Source organism: Streptomyces sp. NPDC007863 (assembly GCF_040633895.1).
Taxonomy (GTDB): domain Bacteria; phylum Actinomycetota; class Actinomycetes; order Streptomycetales; family Streptomycetaceae; genus Streptomyces.
Genome location: NZ_JBEYEI010000014.1, coordinates 32,632 through 44,462, shown reverse-complemented (window position 1 = coordinate 44,462; position 11,831 = coordinate 32,632). Strand labels below are relative to the sequence as shown.

General features: G+C 75.6%; 12 protein-coding genes. 5 read left to right on the top strand and 7 right to left on the bottom strand.

Annotation, left to right across the window (positions count from 1 at the left end; translation table 11 throughout):
• Positions 1-49: 49 nt before the first annotated feature.
• Genes ABZ621_RS22255 through ABZ621_RS22245 form a run of 3 tightly spaced genes read right to left on the bottom strand, consistent with a single transcriptional unit; the run spans position 50 to position 2,292 of the window.
• A complete protein-coding gene (locus ABZ621_RS22255; protein WP_360607109.1) occupies positions 50-691 on the bottom strand; it encodes a phosphoribosylanthranilate isomerase in 642 nt (213 codons plus the stop codon).
• A 38-nt stretch (positions 692-729) separates the two neighbouring features.
• Positions 730-1,698, bottom strand: a complete 969-nt coding sequence (locus ABZ621_RS22250) for a ketopantoate reductase family protein (protein ID WP_360607107.1) — start codon at positions 1,696-1,698, stop codon at positions 730-732.
• Positions 1,699-1,755: 57 nt separating this feature from the next.
• Positions 1,756-2,292 carry a helix-turn-helix domain-containing protein gene (locus ABZ621_RS22245; RefSeq protein ID WP_360607105.1) on the bottom strand — a complete coding sequence of 179 codons (537 nt, stop codon included), beginning with the start codon at positions 2,290-2,292 and terminating at the stop codon, positions 1,756-1,758.
• A gap of 168 nt (positions 2,293-2,460) precedes the next feature.
• On the opposite strand from ABZ621_RS22245, the gene ABZ621_RS22240 reads away from it, so the two are divergent.
• Complete coding sequence (locus tag ABZ621_RS22240) at positions 2,461-3,657, top strand: ROK family transcriptional regulator (protein WP_360607103.1); 1,197 nt, start codon at positions 2,461-2,463, stop codon at positions 3,655-3,657.
• Positions 3,658-3,870: 213 nt separating this feature from the next.
• Positions 3,871-4,914, top strand: a complete 1,044-nt coding sequence (locus ABZ621_RS22235; protein ID WP_360607101.1) for a S66 peptidase family protein — start codon at positions 3,871-3,873, stop codon at positions 4,912-4,914.
• A 54-nt stretch (positions 4,915-4,968) separates the two neighbouring features.
• Here ABZ621_RS22235 and ABZ621_RS22230 read toward each other — a convergent pair whose 3' ends face one another.
• On the bottom strand, positions 4,969-5,877 hold the full coding sequence (locus tag ABZ621_RS22230) for a LysR family transcriptional regulator (protein ID WP_360607099.1): 909 nt from the start codon (positions 5,875-5,877) through the stop codon (positions 4,969-4,971).
• Positions 5,878-6,115: 238 nt separating this feature from the next.
• Here ABZ621_RS22230 and ABZ621_RS22225 point away from each other — a divergent pair, with 238 nt between their 5' ends.
• Complete coding sequence (locus tag ABZ621_RS22225) at positions 6,116-6,811, top strand: type 1 glutamine amidotransferase domain-containing protein (RefSeq protein WP_360607097.1); 696 nt, start codon at positions 6,116-6,118, stop codon at positions 6,809-6,811.
• 22 nt (positions 6,812-6,833) lie between these two features.
• Here ABZ621_RS22225 and ABZ621_RS22220 read toward each other — a convergent pair whose 3' ends face one another.
• The gene (locus ABZ621_RS22220) at positions 6,834-7,226 is read right to left on the bottom strand and encodes a nuclear transport factor 2 family protein (protein ID WP_360607095.1); all 393 of its coding nucleotides are present in this window, start codon (positions 7,224-7,226) and stop codon (positions 6,834-6,836) included.
• Positions 7,227-7,375: 149 nt separating this feature from the next.
• Here ABZ621_RS22220 and ABZ621_RS22215 point away from each other — a divergent pair, with 149 nt between their 5' ends.
• Positions 7,376-8,875, top strand: a complete 1,500-nt coding sequence (locus ABZ621_RS22215; RefSeq protein WP_360607092.1) for an ABC transporter permease — start codon at positions 7,376-7,378, stop codon at positions 8,873-8,875.
• Positions 8,876-8,912: 37 nt separating this feature from the next.
• Positions 8,913-9,614, top strand: coding sequence for an ABC transporter ATP-binding protein (locus ABZ621_RS22210; protein ID WP_360607090.1), 702 nt, complete (start codon positions 8,913-8,915; stop codon positions 9,612-9,614).
• A gap of 12 nt (positions 9,615-9,626) precedes the next feature.
• Here the strand turns inward: ABZ621_RS22210 and ABZ621_RS22205 are convergent, their stop codons facing one another.
• Together ABZ621_RS22205 and ABZ621_RS22200 are read right to left on the bottom strand one after the other, a co-directional pair.
• The gene (locus ABZ621_RS22205; RefSeq protein ID WP_360607088.1) at positions 9,627-10,622 is read right to left on the bottom strand and encodes a M23 family metallopeptidase; all 996 of its coding nucleotides are present in this window, start codon (positions 10,620-10,622) and stop codon (positions 9,627-9,629) included.
• A 5-nt stretch (positions 10,623-10,627) separates the two neighbouring features.
• The gene (locus ABZ621_RS22200) at positions 10,628-11,650 is read right to left on the bottom strand and encodes an SPFH domain-containing protein (RefSeq protein ID WP_360607086.1); all 1,023 of its coding nucleotides are present in this window, start codon (positions 11,648-11,650) and stop codon (positions 10,628-10,630) included.
• Positions 11,651-11,831 lie beyond the last annotated feature (181 nt).

Genomic DNA, 11,831 nt, shown 5'->3' with positions numbered 1-11,831 from the left:
GCACTTCGGCGCTTCTTGGTCGTACTCGGTAGTACGACGTGCTTCACCCCTACTGACGTGCGGAGACGTCGAAAGGTTGAGCGGGCGGCGCGGATTTCGCGGCGGCCACGAAGGCGCGGACCAGGGAGTGGTCCTTCATGCCGGGCGCGGACTCGACGCCGCTGGAGACGTCCACGCCCCAGGGGCGGGCGGCGGCGATCGCCTCGGCGACGTTCCCGGGGGCGAGGCCGCCCGCCAGGAGCCAGTGGCCCTCGGGGCGGGCGGTGTCCAGGAGCGAGAGGTCCCAGCGCGAACCCGAGCCCGCCTTGGGCGAGTCGAGCAGCAGGACCTCCTCGCCCAGCGCGCCCACGCGCGTGTCGGGACCGTCGGCGAGCGCGGTCGCCCGCCACAGGCGCGGGTGGATCGCCGCGGCGGCCTCGAACTCCGCCGGGCCGTAGGCGCGGCCGTGCAGCTGGAGCGCGTCGAAGCCCAGGTCGGCGGCGATCCGGGCGGCCTCGGCGGCGGGGGTGTCGTTGACGACGAGGACCGACACCACCCCGTCCGGGACCCGCCCGACGAGCGCCGGCACCCGGTCCCGGCCCAGGCCCCGGACACTGGTCCCGCTGATGACGAGGCCGATCGCGTCCGCGCCCGCCTCGGCGGCCACGTCGATGTCGGCGGTCGTGGCGAGCCCGCACACCTTGACGAACACTCTGTCGCTCCCTTGCTCCCGTCCCGGCGTCGTCGAGCCTACTGACCGTGCCCGGCGGCGTCGATCCGCCGCTGGTGCACCCGCAGATGGAGGGTGGCCAGGTCGAGCAGCGGGGTCGGCACGCCGAGGGCGCGGGCCCGCGCGGTCAGGTCGCCGAAGAGGTGCTCGACCTCCGTCGGCCGGCCCGCCACCAGGTCCCGGTAGAGGGACGGCACCATCGGGGAGCCGGGGGCCGACACGACGGCGAGCGTCGCCGCGCGCTCCCGTTCCGGCAGCGGGTGCCCGGCCGCCGCGGCCACCGCCGCGCCCTCGGCGAGGATCGCGGGGCCGAGGCCGGGGCCGCCGGGCGCGTCGTACACCTCGCCGACGGTGCCGCGCATCAGGCTCGTCACCGCGCCGATCGTGGTGATGAAGACCCACTTGTGCCACATCGCGGTGACGATCGACGCGGGCACGGGCGCGTCGATGCCGGCGTCCTCCAGGACCGTACGGATCTCCTTGACGCGCGGCGAGACCGCGCCGTCGCGCTCGCCGAGGGCGAGGTGAGCCAGTGGCGCGAGCCGCCGGATGGTCCCCGAGTCGTCGAGCGTCGTGACCACCTTCGCGACGCCGCCGAGGACCGCGCCGGCGCCGAAGCGGGCGTCCAGCGCGTCGAGGTGGGCCATGCCGTTGAGCAGCGGCAGCACCGCCGTGCCCGGGGAGACGAAGGGGGCCAGGTCCGTCAGGGCCGCGTCGAGGGCGGTCGACTTCACGCCGAGCAGGACGAGGTCGTACGGACCTCCCGCCGGCGTCTCGCCGGCCGTGACGAGCCGGGGCGCGTCCAGGACCCACTCCTCGTCCCGTCCCGCCACCCGCAGCCCGTCCGCGCGGAGCGCCGCCGCGCGGCCGGGCCTGACCAGGAAGGTGACGTCCTGCCCGGAGCGGGCCAGCATCGTGCCGAAGTAACCACCGGTGGCACCGGCGCCGACGACCAGGATCTTCATGGGGTTCCTCTCGTGGGGAGTCACGGGGCGGAGAGTGACGGGGTGGGGAGTGAGGGGGTGAGGGGGTCACGGGGTGAGGGATCACTGGGTGAGCAGCGGGGTGAGCAGGCGGTGCGGGCGGGCCAGGGCCGCCGTGACCGGGTCGGCGTCGTCGCCGGGCGGGGCGAGCCCGGGGCCGGGGGCGACCAGGAGGTCCCCGGGCGGGACGGAGGCCCCGCAGCCGGAGCAGCGGCCGTCGGGGCCGGCCGGCGCCCCGTCGGCGTGGTGCAGGAAGACCCGGCGGGGCCCGTCGCCGTGCGCCGGATAGTGCGCCTCGCCCCAGTCGGTGAGGGCCCGGACGGCCGGCCAGAGCCCGAGGCCCTTGTCCGTGAGGACGTACACCTCGCGCCGGCCGCCGCCCGGCTCCCGGCGGCGGTCGAGGACGCCGGCCTCGGTCAGCCCGGCCAGCCGCTCGGTGAGCACCGACCGGGGTACGGCGAGGTGCGCGGCGAACTCGCCGAACCTGCGCACCCCGTAGAAGGCGTCCCGCAGGATCAGCAGCGTCCAGCGCTCGCCGACGACCTCCATCGCACGGGCGAGGGAGCAGCTCTGGCCGCGGTAGTCGCGGGGAAGGGTCATGGGGGCAGCCTAGCCGGAAGAGTTCGGTCACCGAACTCTTTTGTGGAGGGAATCCGAGGGAAATCCGGCGGGAAGGCGAGGCGGAGGGCTCCTCCGGGAGGTGTCTCCCCCCCCACCGATCGGGGCATTTCTGTTCGAGTGAAAGGGGCGACTAGGCTCTCGCTCACCATGAACCAGCCCACGGAACCCAAGGCCGACAAGTCGGGCGTGCGCCGGCACAACCTGAGCCTCGTCCTCAGGACCGTCCACGACGCCGGCGAGACCACCCGGGCCGCCGTCGCCGCCCGTGTCGGGCTCACCCGGCCCGCCGTCTCCTCGCTCGTGGAGCAGCTCCTCGACCTCGGGTTCCTGGTCGAGTCCGGGAAGACCTTCAGCGGCCAGGCGGGCCGCCCCGGCACCGTCCTCAAGCCGGCCGGGACCGGGCCCGCGGGGCTCGGCGTCGAGATCAACGTCGCGTACGTCTCCGTCTGCCTCGTGGACCTCACCGGCACCGACCGGATCCGCCGCACCGTGCGGCTCGACAACCGCGCCGACGCGCCCGCCGTCCTCGCCCGTGCGGCCGGCGTCGCCGCCGAGGCGCTCGCCGAGGCCGACGCCCTCGGCCTCGCCCCGGCGGGCGCCGCGCTCGCCCTGCCCGGCCTGGTCTCCGACGGCACCGTCCGCCAGGCCCCCAACCTCGGCTGGCACGACACCCCCGCCGAGCGGCTCTTCGGCGAGGCGCTCGCCGCGCTGCGCCCCGCCGCCGGCCGGCTCGCCGTCGCCTCCGACAACGAGGCCAACATGGCGGCCCTCGCCGAGCTCCGCTTCGGCACCGCCGGCGCGCCCCGCACCTTCCTCCACCTCACCGGCGAGACGGGCGTCGGCGGCGCCGTCGTCGTGCACGGCGAACTCCTGCGCGGCGCCCACGGCTTCGCCGGCGAGATCGGCCACCTCGTCGTGGACGCCGAGGGCCCCCGCTGCCGCTGCGGCTCGCGCGGCTGCCTGGAGCAGTACGCCGGTCAGGCCGCGCTGCTGCGCGCCGCGGACGCCGCCGACGTCGACGAGCTCGCCGGCCGCGCCGAGCGCGGGGACCCGCGCGCGCTCGCGGCCCTCGCCGAGGCGGGCCGGATGCTCGGCCGGGCCCTCTCGGGAGCGGTCAACCTCCTCGACCCCGAGGCCGTCGTCCTCGGCGGCATCTACCCGCGCCTGATGCCGTGGCTGGCCCCCGCCGTCACCGCCGAACTCGCCGAGCGGGTCGTCTCGGGCCTCTGGCCCGCCGACGCCGGCCGGCTGCGGGCGGCTTCCCCGGCCACCGACGCGGCCCGCGGCGCCGCCGCCCTCGTCCTCCACGACATCCTGGCCGACCCCCTCGCCCACACCCCCTGAGCTCAGACCTCCTGAGCTCAGACCTCCTGAGCTCAGACCTCCTGAGCTCAGACCTCCTGAGCTCAGACCTCCTGAGCTCAGACCTCCCGAGCTCACGCCCCTGGGCCCGCCCCGCCCCCCCCGGGCGGCCGGCGCGCCCGCCCCCGGGTCCACGCGCGCGTGCCGGCGGAAATGGCCGGGCGGGTCCGGCCGGGGCGCGGCTAGGGTGCGGGGATGTCGCAGATCGTCATACCGCCCAAGCCGCGTCCCGGGGACCGGATCGCCGTGCTGTCGCCCGCCGCCGGGCTGCCCGAAGTGCTGCCGCTCCCCTTCGACCTCGGCGTGCGGCGGCTGTCCGAGGAGTACGGGCTCGTGCCCGTCGAGTACCCGACCACGCGCAAGCTCGGCGCGTCCGCCCGGGACCGGGCCGCGGACCTGCACGCGGCCTTCGCCGACCCGACGGTCGCGGCGATCGTCGCCAGCATCGGCGGCGACGACCAGATCACCGTCCTGCCGCACCTCGACGACGAGTTGATCCGGGCGCATCCCAAGCCGTTCTTCGGCTTCAGCGACAACACGAACCTCCTGATGCGGCTGTGGAACCTCGGCGTGGTCGGCTACCACGGGGCTGCGGTGATGACCCAGTTCGGCCGGCCCGGCGCCGTCCACCCCGTCACCGACGCCTCCGTCCGGGCCGCGCTCTTCGGCTCCGGACCGTACGAACTCCCCGCCCCGACGGACACCAACGACGTCGAGCGGCCCTGGGAGGACCCGCGTACGTTCGACTCCGCGCCCGTCATGGAACCGGCCGGCCCCTGGCACTGGCACCGCGCCGAGCGGGTCGTCGAGGGCCGCTCCTGGGGCGGCTGCCTGGAGATCGTCTCGCAGCTCCTCATGGCCGGCGGGGAGATCGCGGAGCCGGCGGCGTACGAGGGCGGGGTGCTGTTCCTGGAGACATCCGAGCTGCTGCCCCCCGCCGACGAGGTCTTCCGGATCCTGCGGGCCATGGGGGAGCGCGGCCTGCTCGCCCGCTTCTCCGCCCTCCTCATGGGCCGGGCCCGCGCCTGGTCCTTCGAGGCGCCGAACGACGCCGCCGCCCGGGTCGCCTACCGGGAGGCCCAGCGCGCCGCCGTGCTGCGCGCGCTCGACGCGTACGCCCCCGACACCATGGCCGTCCTCGACGTGGACCTCGGGCACACCGACCCGCAGGTGGTGATCCCGTACGGCGGCACGGTCCGCGTCGACGGCCCCGCCCGGCGGATCACCGTCACCTACTGATACTGACGACCCCCACCGGCCGCCTGTCCACCGGCCGTCTACCCCCCCGGCCGCCTACGCGCCGGCCGCCCGCTCGTGCCGGACCAGATGGTCCCGGACCAGTGCCACGTGCGGGTGGGCCGGCGGGCCCGGCCGGTGCACCAGGAAACCGGTGTTGATCGGCGGGTCCTCCGGCAGGTGGAGCGGTACGAGGGCGCCCGAGGCCAGCTCCGCCGCGCACAGGTAGCGGGGCAGCACGCTCACCCCGGCGCCGCCCGCCACCGCCGCCCGCACCGCCCGCAGGTCCGGGACGGCGACCGCGGGCACGGCGGTCAGGCGCCGGCCGAAGACGTGGCGCCAGTAGCGGCGCAGGATCGGCAGGTCCTCGGCGTACGCGACGAGCGGGACGCCGTGCAGCGCGGCGGGCCCCTCCGCGGCGATCCGGCCGCCGAGCCGCTCCGCCCACACCGGCGCGCCGACGAGGACGAACTCCTCGTCGGAGAGCGGCAGCCAGGCGAGGCTGCGGCCCCGGGGCCGTACCGTCGCCACCACCAGGTCGTGCCGCCCGGCCCGCAGCTCGTCGAGCAGCCCGTCGGTGAGGCCGAAGGCGACGCGCAGCCGCACCCCGCGCTCCACCAGCGGCGCGAGCGTCGGCAGCACGCTCTGCGCGAGGAACTCGGCCGGGCCCGCCAGGTGGACCGGCTCGGCCGGCCCCTCCTCGCCGGGCGAGCCGAGCGCCGCGCCGGCGGCGGCGCCCAGCGCGTCCAGCGGGCCCGTGATCCGGGCCGCGAGGTCGTCCGCGAACGGCGTCGCCGTCACCCCGCGCGGCCCCCGCTCGAACAGCTCCCGCCCGAGCCGCCCCTCCAGCGCCCTGATCTGCGTGGTCACCGTCGGCTGGGACAGCCCCAGGACGCGCGCCCCCGCGGTGAAGGCCCCGGCACGGTACACGGCGAGAAAGGTCCGCAGCTGGTTCAGATCCGGCAACCCGCCACTCCCCGCGCCGAGCACCACCCCGGGCCCCGTCCCGGGCGCCGGTCCGCCGTCCGGTTCCCCGGCGCCCGCCGACGCTCCACGCGAGCCATCGGAATTCCTATCGTCCACATGTCCGAGCCTATTGGATTCTCATGGGTCGGGGCGCCTACGGTCGGACCCATCGCCGGTCCGGCGGTCCCGGAAGGGGCGCGGGCCGGTTCGCTCCCACGATCGAGAGGCCCGCAGACCCATGTCGAAGATCCTTTTCGTGCTGACCGGTGCCGACCACTGGACCCTCGCCGACGGTACGAAGCACCCCACCGGCTTCTGGGCCGAGGAGGCCGCCGCGCCGTACGAGGCGTTCACCGCGGCCGGTCACGAGGTCGTCGTCGCCACCCCCGGCGGCGTCGTCCCCACCGTCGACCGGGGCAGCCTCGCCCCCGGGGCCAACGGCGGCCCCGAGGGCGCCGAACGCGTCGCCGCCGCCCTCGACGCCTTCGCGGCGCTGCGGAAGCCGCTCCGCCTGGAGGACGTCGACCCCGCCGAGTACGACGCCGTCCTCTACCCCGGCGGCCACGGCCCCATGGAGGACCTCGCCGTGGACGCCGACTCCGGCCGCCTGCTGATCGACGTCCTCGACTCCGGCAAGCCGCTGGCCGTCGTCTGCCACGGCGCGGCCGCGCTCCTCGCCGCCGTGGGCGAGGACGGCGCCAACGCCTTCGCCGGCCGCCGCGTCGCCGCGTTCACCGACGCCGAGGAGATCCAGGCCGGTCTCGCCGAGCGCGCGGAGTGGCTCCTGGAGACCCGGCTCCGCGAGGCCGGCGTCGACGTCGACGCCGGTGAGCCGTGGGCCCCGCACGTCGTCGTCGACGGCAACCTCGTCACCGGCCAGAACCCGGCCTCCTCCACCGCCCTCGCGACCGAGGTCCTGAAGAAGCTGGCCTGACGTCCACCGCTCGTCCGCCGGCTCAGGCCTCGGCCGCCTCCCGGGCGATCCGGTCGAACTGCGCGCCCATCGCGGCGGCGAGGGCCTGGGCGGCGGAGAGCGGGCGGACCATGACGGTGAAGTCGTCGATCAGCCCGTCCTCGTCGAAGTGCAGGAAGTCGCAGCCCTGGATCCGCTTGCCGTCGACGGTCGCGGTGAAGACGAAGGCGTGGTCGCGCCCGTCCGGATTCGCGATCTCCCGGACGTAGGCGAAGTCCTCGAAGACGCGCAGGACCCCGCGGAGGATCGCCGCGGTGATCGCCTTCCCGGCGTACGGCTTGAAGGCGACCGGGCTGGTGAAGACGACGTCCTCGGCGAGCAGCGCCTCGACGGCGGCCTCGTCGCGGTTCTCGACGGCGGTACGGAAGGGGTGCACGGGGCCTCCACGGCATCCACGAAGATACTCAACGAATTGAATAGGTGTACTGGAGGGTAGGTTTCGGGGCGGGGGCTTGTCCAGAGGTCTCATCCCGCTCTCACGCGGGCCTTATCCCGGCCTCACGCGGCACCCCTACTTTCGCGCCCATGTTCTTCACCTACCTCCGGCGCGAACTGCGCCGCCGCAGAAAGGCGGCGCTCGTCGTCGCCTCCGGGCTCGCGCTCGGCATCGCGCTGGTCATCGTCGTGACCTCGGTCTCCGCGGGCATGAAGCAGGCCCAGGGCAAGGTCCTCGAATCCCTCTACGGGCTCGGCACGGACCTGACGGTGACGAAGGCTCAGGAGCGGCCCGCCGAGGGCGCGCAGCCCGCCCGGCCCCGGTTCGAGTTCCAGGGCGGCGAGGACGGGGAGGAGCAGAGCAGCGACCGGCTCATGGTCCAGGGCTTCCAGACCCTCGCCGACTCCACCGTCGCCACCGTCGCGAAGCAGGCCGGAGTCGACCGCGCGGTCGGCGGCCTCAGCCTCGTCAACCTGAAGATCAACGGCGAGTTCCGGCGCGGCCAGATCCAGCGCGGCGAGGGCCAGGGCCAGGGCCAGACGCAGCCCCAGGGGCAGGGTCAGGGCGGGACCGGCGGTCCCGGCGACACCGTCACCGGTGGCGGCGCCGCCTTCGACGTCGACTCCTTCACCCTCTACGGCACCGACGTCACCACCCCCGACCTCGGCCCCCTCACCACCTCCACCGTCACCGAGGGCCGCACGTTCGAGACCACCGAGACCGACGCCGCCGTCGTCGTGGTCGACAGCGCCTACGCCCAGCAGCAGGACCTCGCCGTCGGCGGCGAACTCACCGTCAAGGGCGTGAAGTTCGAGATCATCGGCATCGCCACCGCCGACAGCGGCCAGTCCGCCGCCCAGGTCTATCTCCCGCTCAAGCGGGCGCAGACCCTCTCCGGCTCGGCCGGCAAGGTCACCACGGTCTACGTCAAGGCCACCGACTCGACGAGGATCGACGCCGTCAAGGCCGCGATCCAGAAGAACGTCTCCGGCACCACGGTCACCACCTCCGCCGACCTCGCCCAGACCGTGTCCGGCTCCCTCGACACCGCCGCCGGTCTCGCCTCCAACGTCGGCCGGTGGCTCTCGTACGCCGTCCTCCTCGCCGCCGTGCTCGTCGCGGGCCTCCTCACCTCCTCCGCCGTCAGCCGCCGCGTCCGCGAGTTCGGCACGCTCAAGGCGCTCGGCTGGAAGAGCGGCCGGGTCACCCGCCAGGTCGTCGGCGAGGCCCTCGTCCACGGCGTCATCGGCGGCGCCCTCGGCATCGCCGTCGGTCTCGCCGGCGCGTACGCCGTCACCGCCGTCAGCCCCACGCTCACCGCCGAACTCGGCGCGAGCGCGGGCGGATTCGCCGGTCGCGGCGGCGGCGGTGGCGGCGGCATGGTCTTCGGAGGCGGCGCCGGCGGACCCGGCGTGACCCGCACCGCCGCCGGCCGCAGCGTCGACATCGCGCTCACCGCCCCCGTCAGCCTCACCACCGTCGGCCTCGCCGTGCTCCTCGCCCTCGTCGGCGGCCTCGTCGCCGGAGCCTTCGGCGCCTGGCGCGCCTCCCGGCTGCGCCCCGCCGACGCGCTGCGCCGCGTCGAGTAGCCACCCCGACCCTTTCCGCACCCCAGGAGTCCCCTCCATGTACGAACTCATCGGCGTCACCAAGCAGTACCGGCGCGGCCAGGCGAGAGTCGACGCCCTCGCCGGGATCGACCTGACCATCGCCCAGGGAGACCGCCTGGTCATCCAGGGCCCCACCGGCGGCGGCAAGTCCACCCTCCTGCAGATGCTCGGCGGACTCGACCGCCCCACCGCCGGCAGCGTCCTCCTCGACGGCACCGACCTCGCCAAGCTCTCCGAGAGCCGGCTCACGGCCGTGCGCAGCCAGTACATCGGCTTCGTCTTCCAGAGCTTCAACCTCATCCCCACGCTCACCGCCCAGGAGAACGTGGAGACCGCGCTGGTCCCGCTCGGCGTCAAGGCCGCCGAGCGCCGCCGCCGGGCCGCCGAGGCGCTGGAGTCGGTCGGCCTCGGCGAGCGCCTCGCCCATCTGCCGTCCGAACTGTCCGGCGGTCAGCAGCAGCGCGTGGCCATCGCCCGCGCGCTCGTCAAGCGGCCCCAGGTGCTGCTCGCCGACGAACCCACCGGCAACCTCGACGAGTCCACCCGCGACGAGATCGCCGACCTCCTCGAAGGGCTCTGGGAGGAGCACGGGCTGACGTTCGTCATGGTCACCCATGACAGCACCCTCGCCCGCCGCGCCCCGCGCCTCGCGACCCTCCGCAAGGGCCGCGTCACGGTCACGGAGAACCCCAGGTCGGCGGCCCCGGCGCGGGCTTGAGACGCGCGGGCCTCAGATCCGGACGCCCTGCCCGCGCAGGTACGCCAGCGGGTTCACGTCCGAGCCGAAGGAGGGACCGGTCCGCACCTCGAAGTGCAGATGCGGACCGGTCACCCGGCCCGTCGCCCCCGAGCGGGCGATCCGCTGCCCGCCCGACACGCTCTGCCCGGCGGAGACGCCGACACGGGAGAGGTGGGCGTACTGCGTGTAGCGGCCGTCCGGGTGACGGATCACCACCTCGTAGCCGTACGCGCCCGCGTACCCGGCCCGCACCACCCGCCCCGGCCCGACCGCCCGCACCGGCGTCCCGCTCGGCACCGCGAAGTCCTGGCCCGTGTGGTAGCCGCGCGACCAGGCGCCGCGCTCCCCGTAGACGCCGGTGAAGACGTACGACTCCACCGGCGTCGTCCAGCCGCGCGCCGCCGTCCCGCCGCCCGGCGCGGGCCGCGCCGGGCGCGCGGGGCCCTGGTCGGTGCGGCCGGTGCGCTGCTCGTACTTCCAGCGGTGGGAGGTCCAGTACCAGTGCCCGTCCGAGCGGAACCAGTACACCCGGTCCCGCGCGTCCCAGCCCTGCCGGCCCCGGAAGACCGGCTCCCGCGCCGGGCGGGCGGTGGCGGGGGCGGCGGCCGGGGCCGCGGCCGCGCGCTGCCGGTAGACCTCCTGGTGGCTCGTCCAGCGCCACGCGCCGGCCGCGTTGCGGAACCAGTAGCGCGAGCCGTCCCAGCCGGCGTGCGCCGGCGCCGGTTCGGCGGCGGCCGTGGCCGTGCCGGAGGCCGTTAGCGCGACGAGCCCGGCCGCCGTCACCACGGCGCGGCGCACCCCGTGCAGGGACGCCACGGAGTGCGCCGCCCGCGCGGCCCGGAGCCGGGCCGCGAGCGCCTCCGCCGCGCAGCCGGCGCAGGCGCAGTCCTCGGGCGTCTCCTCGGCGAACGAGGGCGCCTCCAGGGCGTCGGGGACACCCACGGGGTCGGGGACGCCCACGGCGTCCGGGGTGCGTTCCGTGTCCATGCCGCTCACTCCTCGTGCTGCTGCCGGGGCAGGTCTCCGCGCCGGGTGTAGAAGGCGACGGTCAGGTCCTTGACCAGCGCCTGGCGTTCGAAGTCGTCGAGTTCGACCAGGCCGCGCGAGGTCAGCCGGGTCACCGTGTCGTCGACGGCGTCGATCACGCCCGTCAGGACCGACTCCCGGTGCCGGGCGTCCAGGACCGCCAGTTGCCGGCGGTGCATCGCGGCGGCCACCTCGGGGGCGTACTCGATCCGGGTCGGCTGCGCCGAGAAGACGGCGATGCCGACCGGGCGGCACTCGGCGGCGAGCAGCCGGGTCAGCGCGTCGCCGACCGCCTCCGCGTTCCGCAGCGTCGGCGCCCCGCCCTGGAAGGCGTCGGCGGGCAGCTGGGAGAGCACGCGCGCGGTGGCCGCCTCCACCTGCTCCCGCAGATAGCCGAGGTGGTCGTCGACGGCGTACAGAGCCCGGGCCGTGTCCCGCACCGACCACACCACGAGCACCACCACCCGCAGCGCGGAACCCTCCGCGTCCACGGCCGCGAGGGGCTCGCTGCGCCAGTGCCGCAGCCGCACGTCGACCCGGCGGCGCAGCACGAAGGGGCTGATCCAGGTGAGTCCGGCGCGGCGCACGCTGCCCCGGTAGCGGCCGAACAGGGAGAGCACCCAGGCGGATCCGGTGCGGCCGCGGGTGAGGCCGCCGAAGCAGACGACGGCGAGGCCGCCGAGTCCGGCCAGCGCCGCCCACTGCCAGGGGAGCAGGTGCGCGGGGGGAAGCGGCCGGGCGCGCCACAGCAGGGCGGCGGCGCTGCCCAGGGCGGCCGTCCCGGTGAGGACGGCGAGCCACCCGGGGGCGGCGGGGCCGGGGCGTTCGACCAGGCCGGCGTCGGCGGGCGGGTGGCGGCGCGGGGGCGCGTCGGCGTCGGCGAGGGGGTGGCCGGGGGCGGGTTCCGACCGGAAGAGGTCGTCCATGGCGATGCCGTCCGGGTGCCGGCGCACGCGGACGGGCAGGGCCCGTGGGGGTTGCTCGGTCATGAGGCCCTTCCGGCCGCACGGGAGGTGACGGCGCGTCGGATGATCTTCGTCCTCCATCGTCACAGCGGTGTATGTCCGAATTGCCGCGACAAAGGTCCCGAATGCCCGGGACCAAGGTCCCTTGGCCAGAGCTTCACAGACGGACGAGGGGCCGTTGTCAGTGGCAGCCCCTACCGTTCGG